We start from the raw sequence: 24,755 nt of genomic DNA on the forward strand, positions 1-24,755 counted from the left end.
AGCTGTCGGAATAATCACGCCAAAAGCCAATATCTGTAGGACAAGCACTTTGCCTACAACCCGCCCACAAAAAACCCGCCTCTCGGCGGGTTTTTCATAACGCTACTTAACGCTCAGGCTTAGTTAACCTTGGCGTTCAACTCACCCTTCAGATAACGCTGATACATCGCTTCCAGCGAGATCGGCTTGATCTTCGAAGCATTACCGGCAGTGCCGAAGGCTTCGTAGCGAGCGATACACACGTCACGCATTGCAGTCACGGTCGCGCCGAAGAATTTACGTGGGTCAAATTCGCTCGGGTTGGTGGCCATCAGGCGACGCATGGCGCCGGTGGATGCCAGACGCAGGTCGGTGTCGATGTTGACTTTGCGCACGCCGTGCTTGATGCCTTCGACGATTTCTTCAACCGGTACACCGTAGGTTTCTTTGATGTCGCCGCCGTACTGGTTGATGATCGCCAACCACTCCTGTGGCACCGAGGACGAACCGTGCATCACCAGGTGGGTGTTCGGGATGCGCTTGTGGATTTCCTTGATGCGGTCGATCGCCAGCACGTCACCGGTAGGTGGCTTGGTGAACTTGTAGGCGCCGTGGCTGGTGCCGATGGCGATGGCCAGGGCATCGACCTGAGTGCGCTTGACGAAGTCAGCGGCTTCTTCCGGGTCGGTCAGCATTTGGCTGTGATCCAGAACGCCTTCGGCGCCGATACCGTCTTCTTCACCGGCCATGCCGGTTTCCAGCGAACCCAGGCAGCCCAGCTCGCCTTCTACCGAGACGCCGCAGGCGTGAGCCATGGCCACGGTTTGCTGGGTAACACGGACGTTGTAGTCGTAGTCGGTCGGGGTCTTGCCGTCTTCGCCGAGGGAACCGTCCATCATTACCGAGCTGAAGCCCAGTTGAATCGAACGCTGGCAGACGTCAGGGCTGGTGCCGTGGTCCTGGTGCATGCACACCGGGATGTGCGGGAATTCTTCGATCGCGGCCAGGATCAGGTGACGCAGGAATGGCGCGCCGGCGTATTTGCGAGCGCCGGCCGAAGCCTGAACGATCACCGGGGAGTCAGTCTTGTCAGCGGCTTCCATGATGGCGCGCATCTGCTCAAGGTTGTTGACGTTGAAAGCTGGAACGCCGTAGCCGAATTCGGCTGCGTGGTCCAACATCTGGCGCATGCTGATAAGTGCCATTGTGTGTGTCTCTCCCGGTTTAGGGTCGTTAATCGTGCCAGCCTGCCGGAGCGGCGGCGGCTATTCAAGTGATTGCAGATCGGGGGTTGAGGCCCGGTCTGGTGATTCGATAAAGCAAATTCTGTGTTATTCAGCTTTGCAGCCGCGGCCAATCAGGTCATTGGTGGCGACCCAGTACACCAGGCCTTCCTCACCCTTGACGTGAAACGCCAGCATGCCGTCGCTGTACAGCGTGCCCGAGGCGCCCGGCTCTTCTTTCAGGCGATAGACCTGATCGCCGCCACCCAGTCGAACGTCGACTTCCTTCTGGCCGGCATCGGCGTAACGCCACAGCACTTTGGCCTGGCTGTCGCAGGTCCAGGTGGTCCAGTGATCCGCCGGAGCCGACGACTGAAACAGGTTCAACTGCGCGCAACCGCCCAACAATGCCAACGCCGCAATGGCGATCAAGCCTTTCATCCGTGTTCCTCGACTGACAGCACACGCCGCCAGCCCTGAGTTAAGAGTCAGACCCGTCAAGGACAACCATGTTCCTTGGCCGGGGTTTGCGTCTCGTATTTCTCCAGGCCGTCCGGCCCCGAGCGCTTGTTCAGCACCGGGTTGGTTTCGGCCTGCCAGTCGGCCTGATAACAGCCCTTCTGCAACTCGCTCGGCGCCGGCGTGGCTTCGGCCTTCGGGTTACTCCCGCAGGCCGCCAGCGTACCGGTCAGCAACAACAGCGCTAACGACTTGACCATGTAAACACTCCTTTGCCTGGCCAAACGGGGCGGCCTCAGGCCTTGGCCCGGCTTTCCAGGACTTCAACGGCTGGCAGCACTTTGCCCTCAACGAATTCGAGGAACGCGCCACCACCGGTGGAAATGTAGGAGATCTGTTCAGCCACGCCATATTTATCGATCGCAGCCAAAGTATCGCCACCGCCAGCAATGGAGAACGCCGAGCTTTCAGCAATAGCCTGAGCCAGCACTTTGGTGCCGTTGCCGAACTGGTCGAACTCGAACACGCCGACCGGACCGTTCCACAGAATGGTTTTCGACGACTTCAGCAGTTCAGCGAAGTTGGCCGCCGTTTGCGGGCCGATGTCCAGAATCATGTCGTCAGCAGCGACGTCAGCGATCAGCTTGACGGTGGCTTCGGCGGTTTCGGCGAATTCTTTGGCGACTACTACGTCAACCGGCAGCGGCACGCTGACTTTGGCAGCGATGGCACGCGCGGTGTCGAGCAGGTCTGGTTCGTACAGCGACTTGCCAACCGGGTGACCGGCTGCCGCGAGGAAGGTGTTGGCGATGCCGCCGCCAACGATCAGTTGATCGCAGATCTGGCTAAGGCTATTCAGCACGTCGAGTTTGGTCGACACCTTGGAGCCGGCAACGATGGCAGCCATTGGCTGAGCCGGTGCGCCGAGGGCTTTGCCCAGTGCGTCCAGTTCAGCGGCCAGCAGCGGGCCAGCGGCAGCGACTTTAGCGAACTTGGCCACGCCGTGGGTCGACCCTTCGGCGCGGTGAGCGGTGCCGAACGCGTCCATCACGAATACGTCGCACAGGGCTGCGTATTGCTGGGCCAGTTCGTCAGCGTTCTTTTTCTCGCCTTTGTTGAAGCGCACGTTTTCGAACAGCACGATGTCGCCGGCCTTGACGTCAACGCCACCAAGATAATCGGCCACCAGCGGCACTTCGCGGCCCAGGGCCTTGCTCAGGTAGTCCGCGACAGGCTTGAGGCTGTTCTCGGCAGAGAATTCGCCTTCGGTCGGACGGCCAAGGTGCGAGCAGACCATCACGGCCGCACCTTTTTCCAGGGCCAGCTTGATGGTCGGCAGCGAAGCCAGGATACGCGCATCGCTGGTGACAACACCGTCCTTGACTGGGACGTTGAGGTCTTCGCGGATCAATACGCGCTTACCTTGCAGATCGAGGTCGGACATCTTCAACACGGTCATGGGTCGCACTTCCTACGGTTTTTTTGAAGTTGCTGTTTGCAGATAGTGTTCTGCAACGTCCAGCATTCGGTTGGCAAAACCCCATTCGTTGTCGAACCAGGCCAGGATGTTCACCAGTTTGGGGCCGGAAACACGGGTCTGACTGGCATCGACGATGGCCGAATGTGGGTCATGGTTGAAATCACAGCTGGCGTGCGGCAACTCGGTGTAGGCCAGCAGGCCTTTGAGCGGGCCGCTGGTGGCGGCCTCGCGCAGGATCCGGTTGATCTCGTTGGCGTCGGTCGCCGTGGCGGTCTGCATCGTGATGTCGAGGCAGGACACGTTGACCGTCGGCACGCGTACGGCTTTGGCCTGAATTCGTCCGGCAAGTTCCGGCAGCAGGCGCTCGATGCCACGCGCCAGACCGGTGGACACCGGGATCACCGACTGGAACGCCGAACGGGTGCGGCGCAGGTCTTCGTGGTGATAAGCGTCGATTACTGGCTGATCGTTCATCGCCGAGTGAATCGTGGTGATCGACACGTAATCGAGGCCAATGGCCTTGTCGAGCAAACGCAACAGCGGCACCCCGCAGTTGGTGGTGCAGGAGGCATTGGACACCAGCAGTTCGTCGCCGGTCAGGCAATCCTGATTGACGCCGTAAACGATGGTGGCGTCGACATCCGCCTCGCTGGCCATCGGCTGCGAGAACAGCACGCGTGGCGCGCCGGCGTCGAGAAAGCGCTGGCCGTCTTCACGGGTGTTGTAGGCACCGGAGCATTCGAGCACCAGATCGACGCCCAGCGACGCCCAATCGATGCCTTCGGGGGTGGCACTGCGCAGGACCTTCACGCAGTCGCCATTAATATGCAGACAATCGCCGTCTACTCGCACTTCGCCGGGGAAGCGGCCGTGGGTGGAGTCGAAGCGTGTCAGGTATTCGATGCTGGCCATGTCAGCCAGATCGTTGATTGCGACAATTTCAAACCCGGCTTTTTCGCCTCGCTCAAACAACGCACGCAAGACGCAACGACCAATCCGGCCGTAGCCGTTGAGTGCAACTTTGTAAGGACGCGTTTGAGGCATGGGGTTCTCGATAGTACGCGGTCAGACGTAATGTTTGTTGCAACACAACCCTTGTGGGAGCTGGCTTGCCAGCGATAGGGCCACCCGCTTCAACATAAATGCTGACTGACAGGACGCCATCGCTGGCAAGCCAGCTCCCACAGGGAATTGCGGTGACCGTCAGATCACCGCGCTGTGCCTTAGTCTTCCAGCAGCTCTTCAGCCTGACCCAGGATGTTTTCCAGGGTGAAGCCGAATTCTTCGAACAGTGCCGAAGCCGGAGCCGATTCGCCGTAGGTGGTCATGCCGATCACGCGACCTTCCAGACCCACGTACTTGAACCAGAAGTCGGCGTGCGCCGCTTCGATCGCGATACGCGCGCCAACCTGCAACGGCAGGACATCCTGCTTGTAGCCAGCGTCCTGAGCGTCGAACACGCTGGTGCACGGCATGGACACCACACGCACCTTGCGGCCCTGCTCGGTCAGTTTGTCGAAGGCCTGAACTGCCAGACCGACTTCCGAACCGGTGGCGATCAGGATCAGCTCAGGCTCGCCTGCGCAGTCCTTCAGCACGTAACCGCCACGGCTGATGTCGGCAATCTGGCCGGCATCGCGTTCCTGGTGCTGCAGGTTCTGACGCGAGAAAATCAGCGCCGATGGGCCGTCCTTGCGCTCCAGAGCATTTTTCCAGGCCACTGCCGATTCAACGGCATCGGCTGGACGCCAGGTGTCAAGGTTCGGCGTGGTGCGCAGGCTGGTCAGTTGCTCGATCGGCTGGTGCGTCGGGCCGTCTTCGCCCAGACCGATGGAGTCGTGGGTGTAGACGTGGATGACCTGCTTCTTCATCAGCGCGGACATGCGCACGGCGTTGCGGGCGTATTCCATGAACATCAGGAAGGTCGCGCCGTAAGGCACCAGGCCGCCGTGCAGGGTCACGCCGTTCATGATTGCGGTCATGCCGAATTCGCGCACGCCGTAGTACATGTAGTTGCCGCTGGCATCTTCAGCGCTGACGCCTTTGCAACCTTTCCACAGGGTCAGGTTGGAACCGGCCAGGTCAGCGGAGCCGCCGAGCAGTTCCGGCAGCAGCGGGCCGAACGCGTTCAGGGTGTTCTGGCTGGCTTTACGGCTGGCGATGGTTTCGCCTTTGGCCGCGACTTCAGCGATGTAAGCCGAAGCTTTTTCGGAGAAGTCGGCTGGCAACTCACCGCTCAGGCGACGCACCAGTTCGTTGGCTTCGGTCGGGAACGCAGCGGAGTAGGCAGCGAAACGCTGATCCCACTCGGCTTCGGCGGCGCGACCTTTTTCCTTGGCATCCCACTCGGCATAGATGTCGGCCGGGATTTCGAACGGGCCGTAGTTCCAGTTCAGCGCCTGACGGGTCAGCGCGATTTCCGCGTCACCCAGTGGAGCGCCGTGACAGTCTTCTTTGCCCTGCTTGTTCGGCGAACCGAAACCGATGGTGGTCTTGCAGCAGATCAGCGTCGGCAGCGGGCTCTTGCGAGCGGTTTCGATGGCAGTCTTGATCTCTTCCGGGTCGTGACCGTCAACGTTGCGGATCACCTGCCAGTTGTAGGCTTCGAAACGCTTCGGGGTGTCGTCGGTGAACCAGCCTTCGACTTCGCCGTCGATGGAGATGCCGTTGTCATCGTAGAAGGCGATCAGCTTGCCCAGGCCCAAAGTACCGGCCAGAGAAGCGACTTCGTGGGAAATGCCTTCCATCATGCAGCCATCACCCAGGAACACGTAGGTGTGGTGATCGACGATGTCGTGGCCAGGACGGTTGAACTGCGCGCCCAGCACTTTTTCCGCCAGGGCAAAGCCCACAGCGTTGGCCAGACCCTGACCCAGCGGGCCGGTGGTGGTTTCAACGCCCGGGGTATAACCGAACTCCGGGTGGCCCGGGGTGCGGCTGTGCAGTTGACGGAATTGTTTGAGGTCTTCGATCGACAGGTCGTAACCGGTCAGGTGCAGCAGCGAGTAGATCAACATCGAGCCGTGGCCGTTGGACAGCACGAAGCGGTCACGGTCGGCGAACGATGGATTGCTCGGGTTGTGCTTGAGGTAGTCGCGCCAAAGCACTTCGGCGATATCTGCCATACCCATAGGGGCACCGGGATGGCCGCTGTTGGCTTTTTGCACGGCATCCATGCTGAGGGCACGAATGGCGTTGGCACGCTCACGACGGCTAGGCATCGCTGATCTCCTGGGTTTTGGTAAGTCGAAACGGAAAAAAGGAGGGCATTTTCCCTCACCGGAGCGCCTCGGGGCAATGACAGATAGTCATCCGGGGGCGTTTTTCCCATGCTTGGCGGCGGTTTAGCCTGGTGAAACCTTTCCGCTACTCGTTTGTAGAGTTAACCCTTTGGTGAGAAGTGCCATTTATCGAGCAATATCAAAACTTTTTGATATTGCCCTTGCGACGAATTCCCACCGTCACTAGACTGCGGCCCTATGAATTTACGCGCGCCTTCCATTCGCCATGACGATTGCGACGAGCTGGCGGCCTTGTGCAAGGCCGGCGGCGATCCGTTGCGCCTGAATGTATTGCGCGCGCTGGCCAACGATTCGTTCGGTGTATTGGAGCTGGCGCAGATTTTCGGCATTGGTCAGTCCGGCATGAGTCATCACCTCAAGGTGTTGGCGCAAGCCGATCTGGTAGCGACGCGCCGCGAAGGCAACGCGATTTTCTATCGCCGTGCCCTGCCCCACACCGAACTGCTCGGCGGCAAGCTGCACGCAGCATTGTTAGAAGAAGTCGACAACCTGGTACTGCCGAACGATGTGCAAGCGCGGATCGAACAGGTGCATGGCCAGCGTGCTGCGGCCAGCCAGGACTTTTTCGCCCGGGTCGCGGAGAAATTTCGCGCCCAGCAAGACTTGATCGCAGGCCTGCCGCAATACCGTGACAGCGTGCTGGCCCTGCTCGACAAACTGAACTTCGAGGGCGCTGCCACGGCCATCGAAGTCGGTCCCGGCGATGGTGCTTTTCTGCCGGAACTGGCCCGTCGCTTCGGCACCGTAACCGCGCTGGACAACAGCCCGGCGATGCTCGAACTGGCCCGCCAGCTATGTGAACGTGAACAGCTGGCTAACGTCAGCCTGCAATTGGCCGATGCATTGAACGGCACAAGCCTTAAGGCCGATTGCGTGGTGTTGAACATGGTGTTGCACCATTTCGCCGCCCCGGCCGATGCGCTCAAGCACATGGCCAACCTGCTGCAGCCGGGCGGTAGCTTGCTCGTGACAGAGTTATGTAGCCACAACCAGAGTTGGGCCAGGGAGGCCTGCGGTGATCTCTGGTTGGGGTTTGAACAGGACGATTTGGCCCGTTGGGCCACCGCTGCGGGACTCGTTCCCGGGGAAAGCCTCTATGTAGGCTTACGTAATGGTTTCCAGATCCAGGTTCGCCACTTTCAGCGACCGACTGGCGACACTCACCATCGGTAAATTCAGGAAAACATCGAGATGAGCGAATACTCCCTCTTCACCTCCGAGTCCGTGTCCGAAGGGCATCCGGACAAAATCGCCGACCAGATTTCCGATGCGGTGCTGGACGCCATTATTGCCCAGGACAAACACGCACGCGTGGCCGTGGAAACCCTGGTCAAGACCGGCGTGGCCATCGTTGCCGGTGAAGTGACCACCAGCGCCTGGGTCGACCTGGAGCAGATCGTTCGTGACGTGATTTGCGACATCGGCTACACCAGTTCCGAAGTCGGCTTCGACGGCGCGACCTGCGGCGTGATGAACATCATCGGCAAGCAGTCCCCAGACATCAACCAAGGTGTTGACCGTGCCAAGCCTGAAGATCAGGGTGCCGGCGACCAAGGCCTGATGTTCGGCTACGCCAGCAACGAAACCGAGGTTTTGATGCCAGCGCCGATCACCTTCTCGCACCAGTTGGTGCAGCGCCAGGCCGAAGCCCGTAAATCGGGTCTGCTGCCTTGGCTGCGTCCAGACGCCAAGTCGCAAGTGACTTGCCGTTACGAAGGCGGCAAGGTTGTCGGTATCGACGCGGTTGTTCTGTCGACCCAGCACAACCCTGAAGTGTCGTACAAAGACCTGCGCGAAGGCGTGATGGAGCTGATCGTCAAGCACGTGCTGCCTGCCGAACTGCTGAGCAAGGACACCCAGTTCCACATCAACCCGACCGGCCAGTTCATCATCGGCGGCCCGGTAGGTGACTGCGGTCTGACCGGTCGCAAGATCATCGTCGACAGCTACGGCGGCATGGCCCGTCACGGCGGCGGCGCGTTCTCCGGTAAAGATCCATCGAAGGTTGACCGTTCGGCTGCCTACGCTGGCCGTTACGTTGCCAAGAACATCGTCGCTGCCGGCCTGGCCGAGCGTTGCGAGATTCAGGTTTCCTACGCGATCGGCGTGGCTCAGCCAACTTCGATCTCGCTGAACACCTTCGGCACCGGCAAGATCAGCGATGACAAGATCATCAAACTGGTGCGTGAAGTGTTCGACCTGCGTCCATACGCAATCACCACCATGCTCGATCTGCTGCACCCGATGTACCAGGAAACTGCTGCCTACGGCCACTTCGGTCGCGCATCAGAGACCAAGACTGTTGGCGAAGACACCTTCACCACTTTCACCTGGGAAAAAACCGACCGCGCCGACGCCCTGCGTTCTGCTGCTGGCCTGTAAGCCTTCCCCGGCGGTACAAAAAAGCCCCGCACGGTTTGCGCCGTGCGGGGCTTTTTCATGCCTGCAAACTTTGATTTATGGCTGTTGTAACACCTCGAAAAACACCCGCCCAACCTCGCCCGGAATCCTGACTAACCTTGAGGAACACCCATGAGCAAGGACGCTCACGATGCGTTTGTGTTTGTTTGTTTTGCTGCACCTTGTATGCCTGACGGGCTACGCGTCTAAATGCCCGGATTGGACGTCCACCCAGGCCCAGCGCGAAATCACCGCCCTGCAAAACCAGATCGACCAATGGGACGATGCCTACCACCGCCAAGGACGCTCACTGATCGCCGATGAACTCTACGATCAGTCGCGCCAACGCCTGAGCGCATGGCGTGAGTGCTTCAAACTGCCCTCGTCTTCTGACCCTTTGCGCACCGCTTCAGGCACAGTCAGCCACCCCATCGCCCATACCGGTCTGGATAAAATCCACAAGACAGAGGCCGTGGAATCATGGCTGCGGGATCGGCAAAATGTCTGGATACAACCCAAAGTCGACGGCGTCGCGGTGACATTGATTTATCGCAACGGGGTTTTGCAGCAAGCGATCAGTCGGGGCGACGGCATCGACGGTCACGACTGGACGGCATCGGCGCAAAAGATCAACGCCATCCCGCAACGGCTGACCCAACCGCTCGACCTGCTGGTTCAGGGAGAACTCTATTGGCGCCTGAGCGAACACGTGCAGGCCCGATCCGGCAGCGTCAATGCGCGCGCCACCGTGGCCGGTTTGATGGGACGAAAATCCTTGAGTGCCGAGCAAGCCTCCGGGATCGGATTGTTTGCGTGGGACTGGCCGCAAGGGCCGCTGGATTTGCCCGAGCGAATATCCACATTGACCAAGCTGGGTTTCGCGTCGATCGAGCCGTATAGCCATCCCGTCAGCGACCTTGCTGAAGCACAGACATGGCGCGATCACTGGTACCGCTCCCCTCTGCCCTTCGCCACGGATGGTGTGGTTCTGCGTCAGAGCCAGCGACCACCCGCCCAACGCTGGCAGGCTCGCGCGCCGTACTGGGCCGTCGCTTGGAAATACCCGTTTGCCCAGGCATTGGCCGAAGTACGCAAGGTCAATTTCAAGGTCGGCCGCACCGGACGCATCACGCCTGTGCTGGAACTCAAACCCGTGATGCTGGATGACCGGGAGATAAAAAGGGTCAGCGCCAGTTCCTTGAAGCGCTGGCAAGAACTGGATATCCGCTCCGGCGACCAGGTTGCGATCAGCCTTGCCGGACTGACGATCCCTCGGCTCGACAGTGTAGTTTTACGCGCCAGTGAACGGGCCCACATCAACATCCCTGACGCCAAGGACTTTCACGCACTAAGCTGCTGGCAACCGACTTCAGGTTGCGAAAGCCAGTTTCTCGCCCGTTTGACCTGGCTCAGTGGCAAACAGGGTCTGAACATGCACCATGTCGGCCGTGGTACTTGGGAGAAACTTCTCGAAACACGCCGCCTGAACAACCTGCTGGATTGGTTGACCCTCGATGCGCCAGAGCTTGCTAACATTGCCGGCTTCGGTGAACGCAGCAGCGTGCGCCTGATGGACAGCTTTCGCAGCGCCCGCCAGCAACCGTTTGTCCAGTGGCTCAAAGCCTTGGGCCTGCCGCCAACCGGTCAGGCGCAACTGGCTGATTCATGGCAGGCGCTGGCACAACGTGACACCGAACAATGGCAGGCAGAAGCCGGCATCGGCCCCGGACGCGCGGCGCAATTGAGCGCATTCTTCCGCGACCCGCAGGTGCTGGCTCTGAGTGAAACTTTACGCGCCGCCGGAATCGACGGTTTCTGAACATGCAATTCCGGCAGGCCGGGAACCCAACGGTAGCCGAGGCGCTCCAACAGCGCAGTGCCTGACCAACCCGATTGCCTTTGCACATGGAGCTTTTATGAAATTTCTCGCACCGCTCGCCATGCTGACCCTCTGCGGCATGATGGCCGCCCCCGTGATGGCCGATGAAGATGCTCCGGGCCTTACCGGTTGCGCTGCCAAGAAGCAGGGCATCATGAATCAGATCGAACAGGCCAAGTCGCGCGGCAACGCCGATCAGCAGGCTGGCCTGGAAACGGCCCTGAGTGAAGTGACCGAGCACTGCACCGACGCCGGGCTGAAGAAAGAACGCGAAAACAAAGTGCTCGAAGCCAAGCACGAAGTCAGCCAGCGTCAGGCTGATCTGGACAAGGCGATGAAGAAAGGTGATCCAGAGAAGATCAACAAGCGCAAAGACAAACTGGCCGAGTCGCGTAAAGAGCTGCAGGACGCGCTGGACGAAATCGATAAGTAAGAATCAAAAGATCGCAGCCTGCGGCAGCTCCTGTTCTGATCAGTGCAGGAGCGGCCGCAGGCTGCGATCTTTTAACTTTCAATGATCGCGAAACTGTTTATGGCAAGCGCTGCAGGCATCTTCGACTTTCTGCACCGCGGGCCCGAGATTGCTGACCTTGTACGGTTGAACCTGACTGGCGATCACCAATTCACCGGTGGCCGTTTCAAGGTTGCGGGCCATTTCCTGAAACTGCGCCTGTTTCTGCCAGACATCGTCCTTGGCGCTGGTGTGATCTTCTTCGCGCACCTGTGGGAAATGCTTCCACGGCTCATGGGACAACGCATCGAGTTTGACCGCGCCTTCGGCAAACTTCGGCCCGTCGAACGGAGTGCGACCGCGCAACATGCCGCCGAGGTCTTCGCCGGTCTTGAGCATTTGTTTGAAGATCGCCTTGCGTTGGCCCAGCGGGGAATTCGGATCGACACCGCCACAGGCGGACAAGGTCAGACAGGCCAGCAATACAACAGAAATTCTTTTAAGAGTCATGGTGGCTTCAGGTCACGGAATCGGCGGCCAGTATCCTCGCGTCACCGCCAAACACCAATAGCCCTATTAAAAATACGGGTTGCTTGAGCGCATGGAGCACTCGGGCCACCGGCACAGGAATTACTCCATGAACATCCGCTTCAAGGCTTGGCGTCATCCGCTGTTCGCAAGCCTGCCGCTACTGGCCATTCTCGCCGGCTGCACCGGCGGCGACAGCGAAAAGCCGAAAACCCATGCGCTGGCCACTTACTCCAGCGCCACTTGGGAGGCGCTGCCGGCGGTGTCCGACAGTGATCTGGTCGCCGGTTTCGGCTCGTGGCGCAGCGCTTGTACCCGACTCAAGGCGGATGTGGTCTGGGGCGCTACCTGCGCCGCAGCGGCCAATGTGCCGCAGAGTGCCAGCGAAATTCGCGCGTTCCTCAAGCAGAACCTCGACGTCTACGGCCTGCGCGCAGAGAACGACAACCCCAATGGCTTGATCACTGGTTACTACGAACCGGTTTATCCCGGCAGCCTGACGCCTACTGACGCGGCCAACGTGCCGGTGTACGGCGTGCCCGAAGACATGATCATTGTCTCGCTCGACAGCATTTACCCTGAGCTCAAAGGCAAACGCCTGCGCGGTCGCCTCGAAGGTCGGGTACTCAAGCCTTACGACGACGCTGCGACCATCGAATCGAAAGGCGTGAAAGCCCCGGTGGTGGCGTACCTGACCGATCCGATGAACCTGCAATTTCTGCAGATCCAGGGCTCCGGACGCATTCAGACCGAGGACGGTAAACAGCTGCGCATCGCCTACGCCGACCAGAACGGTCATCCCTATCGGCCGATCGGTCGCTGGCTGGTCGAGCAAGGCGAGTTGAAGAAAGAAGACGTCACCATGAGCGCGATCAGCAACTGGGCCAAGGCCAATCCGTCGCGCATCCCGGAGCTGCTCGGCAGCAACCCGAGTTATGTGTTCTTTACCCGCAACCCGGACAGCAACGAAGGCCCACGCGGCTCGCTGAACGTGCCGTTGACCGCGGGCTACAGCGCGGCGGTGGATCGCAAAGTGATTCCGCTGGGCAGCCTGTTGTGGCTGTCGACCACGCGCCCGGATGGCACGGCACTCGTGCGACCGGTGGCCGCGCAGGATACCGGCGGCGCGATTGCCGGCGAAGTGCGTGCGGATCTGTTCTGGGGCACCGGTGATGCGGCCGGGCAACTGGCCGGGGACATGAAACAACAGGGGCAGATCTGGATGCTCTGGCCAAAAGGCGCGGCGTTGCCGCAAGTGCCGCAGGTGGCGGACACACCCAAGGATAAATCCTAAGTTCTTCGGTGCCTGACCAACAGCTTTCGCGAGCAGGCTCGCTCCCACATGGATATGCATTCCAACTGTGGGAGCGAGCCTGCTCGCGAAGGGGCCAGCAGCATCACCCGATCATCAGACAGACACAAAGAAGAACGAAGCAATCAACCCCATCCCCACAAACCATACCAGCGACCGCAAGATCGCCCAGTCCGCCAGATAGCAAATGATGTACAGCAGGCGACTGGTGATAAACAGCACCGCCAGCACATTCACCGTCACCAGCTCCGCCGTGCCCACCAGGTGCGCGACGATCACTGCTGCGGCAAACGCCGGGGTCACTTCAAAGCTGTTCATCTGCGCGGCATGCGCACGTCTCGCCACACCGTTGAGACTTTCGAGAAAGTCGCGCGGATCATGGTTGTCACTCAGCCGGTAACCGCCCACGGCCTTGGCCACACCCGTGCAGAGATACGGCAGAAAAATCGCGATCAACACACACCACAGAGCCACCGTCATAACGCCGTCCTTTTTTCGAGTTATAGAATTCGCGGGCCGTCAGAACTTCATGATCAGCATGCCAATCAGTACCAGCCCACAGGCTAAGAGCCGTGGCCGGCCGAAAGGTTCTTTGAGGTAGCGCATCCCGAACAGCACCACCAGGATCACGCTGATCTCGCGCAACGCCGCCGCTTCGGCAATCGAGCCCAACTGCATCGCCCATAGCACCAGAGCGTAGCTGGCCAATACGCAGACGCCCACCGCCAACCCGAGCTTCCATTGCTCACGCCAGAACAGCAGGAACGCCGGGCGCTTGGCGACCCACGCCAGCAGCGGAAACGGCCACGCACTGAGTAGCGTGACCCAGACCAGATAGTCCAGCGGATGCGACCAGCGCCGCAGGGCCTGGCCATCGATGTAGGTGTAGCAACCGATGCACAGGCCGATCAGCGCCACCACCGGCAGCATCGACCACGGCAAGTGCTTGCCACCGCCGCCCTGCCACAGCAGGCAAACCATGCCGAACGGGATCAGCATGATCCCGAAGATCTGCTGGGTGGTGAGCACTTCGCCGGCAAAGATCAGGGTCAACGCCAGCACTACCAGGGGCGACAACCCGCGCATCAGCGGATAGACCAATCCAAGATCGCCGACCCGATAGGCCTGAATCAGCAGGTAACGATAGAGCAGCTCGAACGCCGCCGATGCCAGAATCCAGGGCCAGATTTCCATGGGCGGCAAGCTCACAAACGGCAACGCGATGGCGACCACCAGCAGCGCCACGGTGTCCATGCACGCCACCACCAGCAGCCGTTCGGCGCTGAATTTGATCAACGTATTCCACGTCGCGTGCAACAGGGCCGCCATCAATACCAAAGCTGTCGCCAGCACGTTTCACTCCTTTATTTTTTGTTGACCCTACACCAATGCGTGCGGCTGACCAATGGAGGCGACGGATTGTGTCCTCACCCCGAATCAACCCATCCAACCTCTGCACCAAAGATTTGGTGCACTGTCTTTCCATCCCTCATCCAAAGGACCCCGGATGCTTGAACTTGTCGCCGCTTTCATCTGCCTGACCACCCTCCTCACCTTCGTCAACTTCCGCTTCATCGGTCTGCCGCCGACCATCGGCGTGATGGTCACCGCGCTGCTGTTCTCGCTGATCCTGCAAGGCCTGAGCGTGCTCGGCTATCCCGGTCTCGAAGAACGCGTGCAGCAACTGATCGGCCAGATCGACTTCGGCGATCTGCTGATGAACTGGATGCTCTCATTCCTGCTGTTCGCAGGTGCCCTGCACGTCAACCTCAATGACCTGCGCAGCTACCGTTGGCCCATCGGCCTGTTGGCGACCTTCGGCGTATTGATTGCCACCACGGTGATCGGCAGCCTCGCCTATTACATTTTTGCTCTGTTCGGCTGGCACGTGAGTTTCCTCTACTGCCTGTTGTTCGGCGCGCTGATTTCACCGACCGATCCGATCGCGGTGCTCGGCGTGTTGCGTACCGCCAACGCCTCGAAACCGTTGAAAACCACCATCGTCGGCGAGTCGCTGTTCAACGACGGTACAGCCGTTGTGGTGTTCACCGTGCTGCTGGGCATCGCCCAACTCGGCGAAACCCCGACCATCAGCGCCACGGCGATGCTGTTTGTTCAAGAAGCGATAGGCGGCGTGCTGTTTGGCGGGCTGATCGGTTATCTGGTCTACCGGATGATCAAGAGCATCGAGCAGCATCAGATCACCGTGATGCTCACTCTGGCGCTGGTCATCGGCGGCTCGGCAATGGCCACCGAGATTCACGTTTCAGCGCCGATTGCGATGGTCGTCGCCGGTCTGATCATCGGCAATGTCGGCCGCAACCTGGCAATGAACGACATGACCCGCCGCTACCTCGACGGTTTCTGGGAATTGCTCGATGACATGCTCAACGCGCTGCTGTTCGCGCTGATCGGCATGGAGCTGTTGCTGCTGCCGTTCAACTGGCTGCACATGGCGGCGGCTGGTTTGCTGGCGGTAGCGATTCTGCTGTCGCGCCTGCTCACCGTGGCCCCGGCGATTCTCCTGCTACGCCGCTGGCGCACGGTGCCCGCCGGCACCATCCGCATTCTGACGTGGGGCGGTTTGCGCGGCGGTGTCTCGGTGGCACTGGCGCTGGCCCTGCCGCTGGGCCCGGAGCGCGATCTGCTGCTGAGCATCACTTACATCGTGGTGCTGTCGTCGATCCTGTTGCAGGGCCTGACCATCGGCAAACTGGTCAAACACGCGACTCGCAATGAGCCGGTAACCGTGACTGAACCCGCGCATCACTGATCATTTTTTGATCTCTCGCGGATCAGGTTTCTCGGCCTGATCCGTTGTTTCCTTCGGCGTCCCGCTCTCGCTACGAATCTGCGCATGGCTGATCAACGCGAAGATGAAGCTGCCGCCAATGATGTTCCCCGCCAGCGTCGGCCCTGCGAACACCGCCCAGAAATCACTCCACGGCAATTCGCCGGCAAACACCAGATACGACACTTCCGCCGATCCCACCACGATGTGGGTGAAGTCGCCGAGCGCCATCAAGTAGGTGATGAGGATGATGATCCACATCTTCGCGCTCTCCATGGACGGGATCATCCAGACCATGGTGGCGATCATCCAGCCGGAAACGATGCCTTTGGCGAACATCTGGCTGGCGTGGTTTTCCATGACCTTGCGGCCGATTTCGAGGAAGGCATGGTCCGTTTTGGTGTCGAAGATCGGCAGCTCTAACATCACGTACGCCACCAGAATCGTGCCGCAGAGGTTGCCGACCAGCACCACTGTCCACAGGCGAATCAAGCGGCCGAAGTTGCGCAGGGTCGGTTTGGTCATCACCGGCAGAACGGCGGTCAGGGTGTTCTCAGTAAACAGTTGCTGGCGGGCGAGGATCACCGCGAGGAAGCCTGCGCAGTAACCGAAACTGGCGATCACCTTGAATTCGTCGCCCTCGGGCAGACGTGAATTGAGCAAGCCCATACCCATCAGCGACAGGCCCATGGTCAGCCCCGCCGCTAGCGCCGACCACCACAGCGCGGCAATGCTGCGCTCCAGTTCCTGATCGCCTTGGCTGCGGATGATTTCATGCAGGACAGCCGCGCGTGGCGGCTGGCTTTTCTCGACTTCGTGCTGTTCTTTGGCCGAGAGGTCGGGGGTCTTGCCGTCGGTGGGGGTGGTCATGGCGTGGGAACCGTGGGGGGGTGGTGTTTAGCTACGACCCCGGCGGTTCAAGGCTGTTCAGTGGCCAGATGATTCTTCTGCGACTGAACAACCGCTATCGCTAGCAGGGCTAGCTCCCACAGGTACAGCGCGATCCTGTGGGAGCCAGCCCTGCTGGCGATGGCCGCACCGCCGATGTCACTTGGTGACGAGTTCATCTTCCTGAAACTGATCTTTCACATATTTGATTTCAGTGCGCCCGTGCGGCGCCGGCAAGCCGTCTTCACCCAGGTTCACGAACACCATCTTCTCGACAGTCAGAATGCTCTTGCGGGTGATCTTGTTGCGCACTTCGCAGGTCAGGGTGATCGAGGTGCGACCGAACTCGGTGGCGGTGATGCCCAGTTCGATAATGTCGCCCTGGCGTGAGGCGCTGACGAAGTTGATTTCGGAAATGTACTTGGTCACCACGCGCTGATTGCCCAACTGCACGATGGCGTAAATCGCCGCTTCTTCGTCGATCCAGCGCAACAGGCTGCCACCGAACAGGGTGCCGTTGGGGTTGAGGTCTTCGGGTTTTACCCATTTGCGGGTGTGGAAATTCATGGGGGACGGACTCCGAGGTGTTTGGGCATTAGGTTTACTCCCCCAGCTTCAAGTTGCAAGCGACAAGCTGCAAGTAAAGGCCGAGCCGCTGTTACTTGTCGCTTGCGGCTTGCCACTCGCAGCTCAAAGAAAGCTATAATCGCCACCGTTTCAAAACGGTCATCTCCAATTGGTACCGTTTTCCCGCCACCTGTCCGAGGGGCGCTGCAGCAGGTTCGACCTGTCAGGCTCGGATGGGGCGTTGACTGGCTCAGGCCAGACACTAAACGCACAACGGCGCCCATTCGCATACATTACGAATGGAGGCTCTTCATGAGCGCTGTCAACACGCCTGCAGATTTTACCGATTACAAAGTGGCCGACATGTCCCTCGCTGCCTGGGGCCGTCGCGAAACCATCATCGCCGAATCGGAAATGCCGGCCCTGATGGGTCTGCGTCGCAAGTACTCCGGCGAACAGCCGTTGAAAGGCGCCAAGATCCTCGGCTGCATCCACATGACTATTCAGACTGCCGTGCTGATCGAAACCCTGGTTGCCCTGGGTGCCGAAGTGCGCTGGTCGTCGTGCAACATTTTCTCGACGCAGGATCAGGCTGCTGCCGCTATCGCTGCTGCCGGCATCCCGGTTTTCGCCTGGAAAGGTGAAACTGAAGAAGAGTACGAGTGGTGCCTGGAACAAACCATCCTGAAGGATGGCGCACCATGGGACGCCAACATGATCCTCGACGACGGCGGCGACCTGACTCAGCTGCTGCACGACAAGTACCCACAAGTACTGGATCGCGTTCACGGCGTGACCGAAGAAACCACCACCGGCGTACACCGTCTGCTGGACATGCTGGCCAAGGGCGAGCTGAAAATCCCGGCCATCAACGTCAACGACTCGGTGACCAAGTCCAAGAACGACAACAAGTACGGCTGCCGTCACAGCCTGAACGATGCGATCAAGCGTGGTACTGACCACCTGCTGTCCGGCAAGCAAGCGCTGGTCATCGGTTACGGTGACGTGGGCAAGGGCTCCGCTCAGTCCCTGCGTCAGGAAGGCATGATCGTTAAAGTCTCCGAAGTTGACCCGATCTGCGCCATGCAAGCGTGCATGGACGGTTTCGAACTGGTTTCGCCGTTCATCGACGGTATCAACGACGGTTCCGAAGCGAGCATCGACAAAGCGCTGCTGGGCAAGATCGACCTGATCGTGACCACCACCGGTAACGTCAATGTTTGCGACGCGAACATGCTCAAAGCCCTGAAGAAGCGCGCTGTTGTCTGCAACATCGGTCACTTCGACAACGAAATCGACACCGCTTTCATGCGCAAGAACTGGGCATGGGAAGAAGTTAAGCCGCAGGTACACAAGATCCACCGTACCGGCGCTGGCGCTTTCGACGCGCAGAACGATGACTACCTGATCCTGCTGGCCGAAGGCCGTCTGGTTAACCTGGGTAACGCCACTGGCCACCCAAGCCGCATCATGGACGGTTCGTTCGCCAACCAGGTTCTGGCGCAGATCTTCCTGTTCGACCAGAAGTACGCCGACCTGTCGCCAGCCCAGAAAGCCGAGCGTCTGACTGTTGAAGTACTGCCGAAGAAACTCGACGAAGAAGTAGCCCTGGAAATGGTTCGCGGCTTCGGCGGCGTGGTCACTCAACTGACCAAGCAACAGGCTGACTACATCGGCGTCACCGTCGAAGGCCCGTTCAAGCCGCACGCTTACCGCTACTAAGTTTAGAGCAGCTGCGAGCTTCTAGCTTCAAGCGGCAAGCGAGGTCAAAAGCCGAACTTGCCGTGCGAAGCCTGAGGCTCTGCCCCTATTTCAAAACAGTGTCAGGCCGCAAGCTTCAGGCACGAGAGACCAGCGCACCTCCGCTGCTCTTGCAGCTTGAAGCTTGCAGCTTGTAGCTGGAGGTCCCCTCCGATGTCCCAAGACCGTCGCTACAGCTTCGAGTTCTTCCCGACCAAGACCGATGCTGGGCATGAAAAACTGCTCGCCACTGCCCGTCAGCTGGCCACTTACAACCCCGATTTCTTTTCCTGCACCTATGGCGCTGGTGGTTCGACCCGTGATCGCACCCTCAACACCGTTCTGCAACTGGAAAGCGAAGTCAAAGTACCGGCCGCACCGCACCTGTCGTGCGTCGGCGACAGCAAGGACGACCTGCGCGGCCTGCTGAACGAGTACAAGGCTGCCGGCATCAAGCGCATCGTCGCCCTGCGTGGTGACCTGCCGTCCGGCATGGGCATGACCAGCGGTGAGCTGCGTCACGCCAATGAACTGGTTGAATTCATTCGTGAAGAAACCGGCGATCATTTCCACATCGAAGTCGCCGCTTACCCGGAGATGCATCCGCAAGCGCGCAACTACGAAGACGATCTCGCCAACTTCGTGCGCAAGGCCCGCGCCGGCGCCGACAGCGCGATCACCCAGTACTTCTTCAACGCCGACAGTTACTTCTACTTCGTCGACCGTTTGCAGGCGCAGGGTGTGGATCTGCCGATCGTGCCGGGCATCATGCCGATCACCAACTACAGCAAGCTCGCGCGTTTCTCCGATGCCTGCGGTGCGGAAATCCCGCGCTGGATCCGCAAGCAACTGGAAGCCTACGGCGATGATGCCCAAAGCATTCAGCGCTTTGGTGAGGAAGTCGTCAGCGAGATGTGCGAACGCCTGTTGCAGGGCGGCGCACCGGGGCTGCACTTCTATTCCATGAACCAGGCCGAACCGAGTCTGGCGATCTGGAATAACCTGAAGTTGCCTCGCTAAACATCAAAGCAAGATCAAAATATCGCAGCCTTCGGCAGCTCCTACATGGGTATTAATTACACCTGTAGGAGCTGCCGAAGGCTGCGATCTTTTGCTTTTGAAGCCCCGAAACAGAGCTTGTGCAGGCACTTTCTGGCTCTTTCGCGTTTCTCGTCGTAATCTCAAGCCATGCCTTTGATCACACAGTTATTCGCCGTGCTGGTTTTTGCTTGCCTGAGCTTCGCCGCTCGAGGCGAGAAGCTGCGTATTGTCACCGAGCCGTGGGCGCCTTACGTGTATGAAGAGGGCGGCAAAAACCTTGGCCTCGATTACGAAACCACGGCCATCGTCTTCAAACGCCTGGGCATTGAAGTCGAATGGCAATTTCTGCCGTGGAAGCGTTGCCTGTCGATGCTCGAAACCGGGCAGGCCGATGGGGCGCTGGATATCTTTCACAGCGACGAGCGCGACGCCACCCTGCTCTACCCGATCGAACCGCTGTCGGACGTCGAGTTCGTGATGTTCTACGCCAATGATCGACCGCATCCGTTTACCCGACTCGAAGAACTCAAAGGCCTGACCATCGGCACTTCGCCCGGTTATCTGTACAGCCCGGATTTTCGCGAATCGAGCCTGTTTACTCGCGAACCGGCACCGACCCACGAAGCCAACTTCGGCAAACTGGTGCGCGGGCGCATCGACCTGCTGATCACCGATCGCCGCGTCGGTCAGCATTTGCTTGATGAACTGAATATCCGCGATCAAATCAGCGAGAACCCCACGGTTATTAGCCGCCAGAGCCAGTTTCTTGCGGTTCGGCGCAATGCCGGGATGGATTTGCTGGTGCAGCGCTTCGGCGCCGAACTCAAGCGATTCAAGCGCGAACCGGCGTATGCCGAGCTCAGCGCACGCTACGGCGCCGCTCCTGCCGACAGCCCTTCAATGGATTCCGCCACCGCCAACGGCAAAACCGTTGAGCAGCAGGAAAGCAGCGCGCAGTGATTGCTCTGTTATACTCCGGCGTTCCCGCCAGGCTCACGCCCGGACGCCCGGAACCGTAACAGGCCTCTCGACCCGCTACAGCGCAGCTTTCAGCCCGCGCGAGCGCTCCAGACGTGCCTTCGGAACCGCAGCAGGACCGGACGGGATTGCGTCCTCTTAAACGCCATTCGCGCCAGGCAAGACTCCCATTGGGCCAAGCCCTAACTAAAACAGGATTACTCATGTCCTTTGCTTCCCTCGGTCTCTCCGAGGCTTTAGTCCGCGCCATCGAAGATGCGGGCTATACCGAGCCTACTCCGGTGCAACAGCGGGCCATTCCCGCCGTGTTGCAAGGTCGCGACCTGATGGTGGCGGCTCAGACAGGTACCGGTAAAACCGGCGGTTTCGCCCTTCCGATCCTGGAGCGGTTGTTCCCCAACGGTCACCCGGACAAATCCCAGCGTCATGGCCCGCGCCAACCGCGCGTACTGGTCCTGACCCCGACCCGCGAACTCGCGGCCCAGGTTCACGAGAGCTTCAAGATCTATGCCCGTGACCTGAAATTCGTCAGCGCCTGCATCTTCGGCGGCGTCGGCATGAACCCGCAGGTTCAGGCCATGTCCCGTGGCGTCGACGTCCTCGTTGCTTGCCCGGGTCGTTTGCTCGACCTCTGCGGTCAGGGCAGCGTCGATCTGTCCCACGTGGAAATCCTCGTCCTCGACGAAGCCGACCGCATGCTCGACATGGGCTTCGTGCACGACGTGAAGAAAGTCCTCGCACGTCTGCCGTCCAAGCGTCAGAACCTGCTGTTCTCGGCGACCTTCTCCAAAGACATCACCGACCTCGCCGGCAAGCTGCTGCACAACCCGGAACGCATCGAAGTGACGCCGCCGAACACCACGGTCGAGCGCATCGAACAACGCGTGTTCCGTCTGCCGGCCAGCCACAAGCGTGCACTGCTGGCGCACCTGATCACCGCCGGCGCGTGGGAACAGGTGCTGGTCTTCACCCGCACCAAGCACGGCGCCAACCGTCTGGCCGAATACCTGGACAAGCACGGCCTGCCGGCTGTGGCGATCCACGGTAACAAGAGCCAGAACGCGCGCACCAAAGCGCTGGCCGACTTCAAGGCCAACCAGGTTCGCATCCTGGTCGCCACCGACATCGCTGCTCGCGGTCTGGACATCGATCAGTTGCCACACGTGGTCAACTTCGAACTGCCGAACGTCGATGAAGATTACGTTCACCGTATCGGCCGTACCGGCCGTGCCGGTCGTTCGGGCGAGGCGATCTCGCTGGTTGCTCCGGACGAAGAAAAACTGCTGAAAAGCATCGAACGCATGACCAAGCAGAAAATCGCCGACGGCGACCTGATGGGCTTCGATTCGAGCACGATTGAAGCCGAGAAGCCGGAAGTGCGTGAACGTCCGGACGTGCGCAACCCGCGCAATCCACGTGGCCCACGCGGCGATGGCCCGAATGGCGGCGGCGGTGGTGGCGGTCGTAAAGACAAAGGCAAGGACAAGGGCAAGGAAAAACCTGCCGGTGAACGTGGCGAGCGTCCTGCCCGTCAGCAGAAACCGCGCGAAGGCACTCCGAGCCGCGAACAGCGTCCGAGCCAGCCGCCACGTGCTGCTGCCGATCGTGCACCGGACGAGTTCCTCGACGACGATGTGGATAACTTCGGTAACCGCGTTGACTACGTGCCGAAGCCGGCTCCGGCTGGCGGTCGCGGCCGTCGTCCAGGCGCACCGGCGCAGGGCGCAGGCGCAGGTTCGGGCGCACCACGCGGCGGTCAGTCGCAGGGTCGTCAGAACGGTCCGCGCAACAGCAACGGTTCGAGCACCGGCACCCCGCCAGCCAAACGCAGCGGCCCGCGCAACGGCGCACCGCGTGAAGGTCAGTCGGGTCGTCGTGACGATTCCGCCTCGTCCTCGCGCAACCGCCGTCCGGCCCGTGACGATCAGCCTCGTAGCGAGCCGGCCGTGCAGAACCCGCGCAACAATGGTCCGAAGATCATGCACAAGGAATCGAAAGCCGACCGCTTCCCGACGCCTGAGCAGCTCGATCAACTGCCAAGCCGCCCACGTGGCGAAAAACCAGCCTTGCTGACCCGCAACCGCTGAGTTTCAAGCCAATGAAAATGCCCCGGTTCGAAAGAGCCGGGGCATTTTTTTGCGCCTGCGAATGTGCACATTCTCCTGTGGGAGCTAGCCCTGCTAGCGATGAGTCAGCTCATTCAACATTTATGCTGACTGACCCTCCGCTATCGCTAGCAGGGCTAGCTCCCACAAAGGATTAGCGTTGTGTCAGGCAATAAAAAAACGCCCCCGATCTTTCGACCGGGGGCGTTTCTGTGTGGCGGGGCGAAAGTTATTTAACTTTCACGCCTTCCAGCGAGATGTCCAGATCCGCAGTTTGCGAGGTAGGACCTGGGCCCTTGATCCCGAAATCGTTCAGGTTCAGGGTGGTCTTGGCGTTGAAGCCAGCACGCTCGCCGCCCCATGGATCCTTGCCTTCGCCGTTGAACGTAGCCTTGAAGGTTACTGGCTTGGTCACGCCGTGCAGAGTCAGGTCGCCGGTCACGTCAGCGGTCTTTTCGCCGGTCGATTTAACAGCGGTGGAGACGAACTTGGCATCAGCAAACTTGCCGACATCCAGGAAGTCTTTGCTGGCGATGTGCTTGTCACGTTCAGCGTGGTTCGACCACAGGCTGGCGGTTTTCACGTCTACAGCGATCTTGCTGGCTTCAGGCTTGGTCGAATCCCACGAGAAAGTACCGTCGAAATCTTTGAAAGTACCGTGGATGAAGCTGTAGCCCAGGTGGCTGATTTTCCAGTCAACGAAGGCGTGCTGACCTTCCTTGTCGATTTTGTAGTCCGCTGCCATGGCCTGGGCCGAGAGCAGTGCAGAACCGATTGCCAGAGCGGCCAGAGTCTTTTTCAACATGCTTTCTTTTCCTTTGAGTCGAGGTTGAATTTCAGGCTTTGCGACCGAGCATTCGTGTCAGGGTCGCATCACGATCGATAAAGTGGTGCTTCATTGCTGCCAACGCATGGAGACCGGAAAAAATTACCAGCGCCCACGCCAGCCAGAGATGAATCACCCCAGCGGTATCTGCCTGATCCGGTAGCCCGGAAACCAGTGCAGGAACTTCAAACAGGCCAAACACCGGGATCCCGACACCGTCTGCGGTGGAAATCAGGTAACCGGCAAGCATCACAGCGAACAGCGCCAGATACAGAAACCCGTGGCCGAATTTGGCGCCGAGACGGGTCATGCGGCTGTAGCTTTGCAGCGTCGGCGGCGGTGGGCTGATAAAGCGCCACAACACCCGCAACACCATCACACCGAGCAGCACCAGACCGATGCTCTTGTGCAGATCCGGCGCGTCTTTGCGCCAGCTGCTGTAGTAATCCAGCCCGACCATCCACAAACCCAGCGCGAACAGCCCGAAGACCACCAGCGCCACGCCCCAGTGCATGAAGATGCTGACCCAACCATAGCGCGAAGAAGAGTTACGTAGCTGCATTGCCCAAATCCTGTGAGAACTGCGAACCAAGACTAGCGAGTTATCTATCGAATTAAAGCGGAAAATTTCGCTTTGAAATATCGAGAAATACGATCAAGAGTCTGGAAGTGGCGTGTTAAGGAAAGATTAAAGGCGATTACGGCGTGGGACGTCTGGACAAATGATCGTTGCTGAACTCTCGGGCGCTTGCACAAGCGCAAGCAAAGGTGGCCGAGGGAAACCGCCGAACGGGGCAGAGTTATTC

At 59.8% G+C, this 24,755-nt stretch carries 23 protein-coding genes and 1 riboswitch; of the genes, 10 read left to right on the forward strand and 13 right to left on the reverse strand.

Annotated features, from left to right (window positions below):
- Positions 1–119 precede the first annotated feature (119 nt).
- The 6 genes from fba to tkt all read right to left on the reverse strand — a co-directional run bounded on the left by fba (position 120) and on the right by tkt (position 6,362).
- On the reverse strand, positions 120–1,184 hold the full coding sequence (gene fba / locus AC3Y64_RS26060) for a class II fructose-bisphosphate aldolase (protein ID WP_008081027.1): 1,065 nt from the start codon (positions 1,182–1,184) through the stop codon (positions 120–122).
- Between the two features lie 126 nt (positions 1,185–1,310).
- Positions 1,311–1,643: an MliC family protein gene (locus AC3Y64_RS26065; RefSeq protein ID WP_489985714.1), complete on the reverse strand. Its 333-nt coding sequence runs from the start codon at positions 1,641–1,643 to the stop codon at positions 1,311–1,313.
- A 56-nt stretch (positions 1,644–1,699) separates the two neighbouring features.
- Positions 1,700–1,921 (reverse strand): hypothetical protein, encoded by a 222-nt coding sequence (locus tag AC3Y64_RS26070; protein WP_489985715.1) that lies wholly within the window; start codon positions 1,919–1,921, stop codon positions 1,700–1,702.
- A 35-nt stretch (positions 1,922–1,956) separates the two neighbouring features.
- Positions 1,957–3,120, reverse strand: a complete 1,164-nt coding sequence (locus AC3Y64_RS26075) for a phosphoglycerate kinase (RefSeq protein WP_007913753.1) — start codon at positions 3,118–3,120, stop codon at positions 1,957–1,959.
- Positions 3,121–3,132: 12 nt separating this feature from the next.
- On the reverse strand, positions 3,133–4,185 hold the full coding sequence (gene epd / locus AC3Y64_RS26080; protein ID WP_489985716.1) for an erythrose-4-phosphate dehydrogenase: 1,053 nt from the start codon (positions 4,183–4,185) through the stop codon (positions 3,133–3,135).
- Positions 4,186–4,364: 179 nt separating this feature from the next.
- Entirely contained in the window at positions 4,365–6,362 is a 1,998-nt protein-coding gene (gene tkt / locus AC3Y64_RS26085) for a transketolase (protein ID WP_489985717.1), read from the reverse strand.
- 258 nt (positions 6,363–6,620) lie between these two features.
- Here tkt and AC3Y64_RS26090 point away from each other — a divergent pair, with 258 nt between their 5' ends.
- The 4 genes from AC3Y64_RS26090 to AC3Y64_RS26105 all read left to right on the forward strand — a co-directional run bounded on the left by AC3Y64_RS26090 (position 6,621) and on the right by AC3Y64_RS26105 (position 11,155).
- A complete protein-coding gene (locus AC3Y64_RS26090; RefSeq protein ID WP_489985718.1) occupies positions 6,621–7,616 on the forward strand; it encodes an ArsR/SmtB family transcription factor in 996 nt (331 codons plus the stop codon).
- An 18-nt stretch (positions 7,617–7,634) separates the two neighbouring features.
- Positions 7,635–8,825, forward strand: a complete 1,191-nt coding sequence (gene metK, locus AC3Y64_RS26095; protein ID WP_489985719.1) for a methionine adenosyltransferase — start codon at positions 7,635–7,637, stop codon at positions 8,823–8,825.
- A gap of 169 nt (positions 8,826–8,994) precedes the next feature.
- Complete coding sequence (ligB, locus tag AC3Y64_RS26100) at positions 8,995–10,662, forward strand: NAD-dependent DNA ligase LigB (protein ID WP_489985720.1); 1,668 nt, start codon at positions 8,995–8,997, stop codon at positions 10,660–10,662.
- Between the two features lie 97 nt (positions 10,663–10,759).
- The gene (locus tag AC3Y64_RS26105; RefSeq protein WP_158956322.1) at positions 10,760–11,155 is read left to right on the forward strand and encodes a DUF1090 domain-containing protein; all 396 of its coding nucleotides are present in this window, start codon (positions 10,760–10,762) and stop codon (positions 11,153–11,155) included.
- A 78-nt stretch (positions 11,156–11,233) separates the two neighbouring features.
- Here the strand turns inward: AC3Y64_RS26105 and AC3Y64_RS26110 are convergent, their stop codons facing one another.
- Positions 11,234–11,683: a c-type cytochrome gene (locus tag AC3Y64_RS26110; RefSeq protein ID WP_489985721.1), complete on the reverse strand. Its 450-nt coding sequence runs from the start codon at positions 11,681–11,683 to the stop codon at positions 11,234–11,236.
- A gap of 127 nt (positions 11,684–11,810) precedes the next feature.
- Between AC3Y64_RS26110 and mltA the strand changes: the two genes are divergently transcribed.
- Positions 11,811–12,995 carry a murein transglycosylase A gene (mltA, locus tag AC3Y64_RS26115; RefSeq protein ID WP_489985722.1) on the forward strand — a complete coding sequence of 395 codons (1,185 nt, stop codon included), beginning with the start codon at positions 11,811–11,813 and terminating at the stop codon, positions 12,993–12,995.
- Between the two features lie 114 nt (positions 12,996–13,109).
- Here mltA and AC3Y64_RS26120 read toward each other — a convergent pair whose 3' ends face one another.
- Together AC3Y64_RS26120 and AC3Y64_RS26125 are read right to left on the reverse strand one after the other, a co-directional pair.
- Positions 13,110–13,493, reverse strand: coding sequence for an MAPEG family protein (locus tag AC3Y64_RS26120; protein ID WP_489985723.1), 384 nt, complete (start codon positions 13,491–13,493; stop codon positions 13,110–13,112).
- Between the two features lie 39 nt (positions 13,494–13,532).
- Positions 13,533–14,366, reverse strand: a complete 834-nt coding sequence (locus tag AC3Y64_RS26125) for an EamA family transporter (protein WP_158956316.1) — start codon at positions 14,364–14,366, stop codon at positions 13,533–13,535.
- 154 nt (positions 14,367–14,520) lie between these two features.
- On the opposite strand from AC3Y64_RS26125, the gene AC3Y64_RS26130 reads away from it, so the two are divergent.
- Entirely contained in the window at positions 14,521–15,786 is a 1,266-nt protein-coding gene (locus AC3Y64_RS26130; RefSeq protein WP_489985724.1) for a cation:proton antiporter, read from the forward strand.
- Here AC3Y64_RS26130 and AC3Y64_RS26135 read toward each other — a convergent pair whose 3' ends face one another.
- Positions 15,787–16,674: a formate/nitrite transporter family protein gene (locus AC3Y64_RS26135; RefSeq protein WP_489985725.1), complete on the reverse strand. Its 888-nt coding sequence runs from the start codon at positions 16,672–16,674 to the stop codon at positions 15,787–15,789. It abuts the gene before it with no gap.
- Positions 16,675–16,851: 177 nt separating this feature from the next.
- Positions 16,852–17,259, reverse strand: a complete 408-nt coding sequence (locus tag AC3Y64_RS26140; protein ID WP_016984776.1) for an acyl-CoA thioesterase — start codon at positions 17,257–17,259, stop codon at positions 16,852–16,854.
- A gap of 190 nt (positions 17,260–17,449) precedes the next feature.
- Positions 17,450–17,548: riboswitch (S-adenosyl-L-homocysteine riboswitch) on the forward strand.
- A gap of 23 nt (positions 17,549–17,571) precedes the next feature.
- Here AC3Y64_RS26140 and ahcY point away from each other — a divergent pair.
- From ahcY to rhlE2, 4 genes are all read left to right on the forward strand, one after another.
- Positions 17,572–18,981 (forward strand): adenosylhomocysteinase, encoded by a 1,410-nt coding sequence (gene ahcY / locus AC3Y64_RS26145; protein ID WP_489985726.1) that lies wholly within the window; start codon positions 17,572–17,574, stop codon positions 18,979–18,981.
- 192 nt (positions 18,982–19,173) lie between these two features.
- A complete protein-coding gene (metF, locus tag AC3Y64_RS26150; RefSeq protein ID WP_122594708.1) occupies positions 19,174–20,019 on the forward strand; it encodes a methylenetetrahydrofolate reductase [NAD(P)H] in 846 nt (281 codons plus the stop codon).
- Positions 20,020–20,187: 168 nt separating this feature from the next.
- A complete protein-coding gene (locus AC3Y64_RS26155) occupies positions 20,188–21,000 on the forward strand; it encodes a substrate-binding periplasmic protein (RefSeq protein ID WP_489985727.1) in 813 nt (270 codons plus the stop codon).
- A gap of 221 nt (positions 21,001–21,221) precedes the next feature.
- Positions 21,222–23,105 (forward strand): RNA helicase RhlE2, encoded by a 1,884-nt coding sequence (gene rhlE2 / locus AC3Y64_RS26160; protein ID WP_489985728.1) that lies wholly within the window; start codon positions 21,222–21,224, stop codon positions 23,103–23,105.
- Positions 23,106–23,352: 247 nt separating this feature from the next.
- On the opposite strand, the gene AC3Y64_RS26165 is transcribed toward rhlE2, so the two are convergent.
- Positions 23,353–23,928 (reverse strand): YceI family protein, encoded by a 576-nt coding sequence (locus AC3Y64_RS26165; protein ID WP_489985729.1) that lies wholly within the window; start codon positions 23,926–23,928, stop codon positions 23,353–23,355.
- Positions 23,929–23,959: 31 nt separating this feature from the next.
- Positions 23,960–24,511 carry a cytochrome b gene (locus AC3Y64_RS26170; RefSeq protein ID WP_489985730.1) on the reverse strand — a complete coding sequence of 184 codons (552 nt, stop codon included), beginning with the start codon at positions 24,509–24,511 and terminating at the stop codon, positions 23,960–23,962.
- Positions 24,512–24,755 lie beyond the last annotated feature (244 nt).

It is taken from the genome of Pseudomonas sp. 4CAES_32.4, from assembly GCF_058136335.1.

Bases quoted from the DNA above. Each gene is read 5' to 3' on its own strand.
- fba (WP_008081027.1), bottom strand. From the start codon at position 1,184: ATGGCACTTATCAGCATGCGCCAGATGTTGGACCACGCAGCCGAATTC.
- AC3Y64_RS26065 (WP_489985714.1), bottom strand. From the start codon at position 1,643: ATGAAAGGCTTGATCGCCATTGCGGCGTTGGCATTGTTGGGCGGTTGC.
- AC3Y64_RS26070 (WP_489985715.1), bottom strand. From the start codon at position 1,921: ATGGTCAAGTCGTTAGCGCTGTTGTTGCTGACCGGTACGCTGGCGGCC.
- AC3Y64_RS26075 (WP_007913753.1), bottom strand. From the start codon at position 3,120: ATGACCGTGTTGAAGATGTCCGACCTCGATCTGCAAGGTAAGCGCGTA.
- epd (WP_489985716.1), bottom strand. From the start codon at position 4,185: ATGCCTCAAACGCGTCCTTACAAAGTTGCACTCAACGGCTACGGCCGG.
- tkt (WP_489985717.1), bottom strand. From the start codon at position 6,362: ATGCCTAGCCGTCGTGAGCGTGCCAACGCCATTCGTGCCCTCAGCATG.
- AC3Y64_RS26090 (WP_489985718.1), top strand. From the start codon at position 6,621: ATGAATTTACGCGCGCCTTCCATTCGCCATGACGATTGCGACGAGCTG.
- metK (WP_489985719.1), top strand. From the start codon at position 7,635: ATGAGCGAATACTCCCTCTTCACCTCCGAGTCCGTGTCCGAAGGGCAT.
- ligB (WP_489985720.1), top strand. From the start codon at position 8,995: ATGCGTTTGTGTTTGTTTGTTTTGCTGCACCTTGTATGCCTGACGGGC.
- AC3Y64_RS26105 (WP_158956322.1), top strand. From the start codon at position 10,760: ATGAAATTTCTCGCACCGCTCGCCATGCTGACCCTCTGCGGCATGATG.
- AC3Y64_RS26110 (WP_489985721.1), bottom strand. From the start codon at position 11,683: ATGACTCTTAAAAGAATTTCTGTTGTATTGCTGGCCTGTCTGACCTTG.
- mltA (WP_489985722.1), top strand. From the start codon at position 11,811: ATGAACATCCGCTTCAAGGCTTGGCGTCATCCGCTGTTCGCAAGCCTG.
- AC3Y64_RS26120 (WP_489985723.1), bottom strand. From the start codon at position 13,493: ATGACGGTGGCTCTGTGGTGTGTGTTGATCGCGATTTTTCTGCCGTAT.
- AC3Y64_RS26130 (WP_489985724.1), top strand. From the start codon at position 14,521: ATGCTTGAACTTGTCGCCGCTTTCATCTGCCTGACCACCCTCCTCACC.
- AC3Y64_RS26135 (WP_489985725.1), bottom strand. From the start codon at position 16,674: ATGACCACCCCCACCGACGGCAAGACCCCCGACCTCTCGGCCAAAGAA.
- AC3Y64_RS26140 (WP_016984776.1), bottom strand. From the start codon at position 17,259: ATGAATTTCCACACCCGCAAATGGGTAAAACCCGAAGACCTCAACCCC.
- ahcY (WP_489985726.1), top strand. From the start codon at position 17,572: ATGAGCGCTGTCAACACGCCTGCAGATTTTACCGATTACAAAGTGGCC.
- metF (WP_122594708.1), top strand. From the start codon at position 19,174: ATGTCCCAAGACCGTCGCTACAGCTTCGAGTTCTTCCCGACCAAGACC.
- AC3Y64_RS26155 (WP_489985727.1), top strand. From the start codon at position 20,188: ATGCCTTTGATCACACAGTTATTCGCCGTGCTGGTTTTTGCTTGCCTG.
- rhlE2 (WP_489985728.1), top strand. From the start codon at position 21,222: ATGTCCTTTGCTTCCCTCGGTCTCTCCGAGGCTTTAGTCCGCGCCATC.
- AC3Y64_RS26165 (WP_489985729.1), bottom strand. From the start codon at position 23,928: ATGTTGAAAAAGACTCTGGCCGCTCTGGCAATCGGTTCTGCACTGCTC.
- AC3Y64_RS26170 (WP_489985730.1), bottom strand. From the start codon at position 24,511: ATGCAGCTACGTAACTCTTCTTCGCGCTATGGTTGGGTCAGCATCTTC.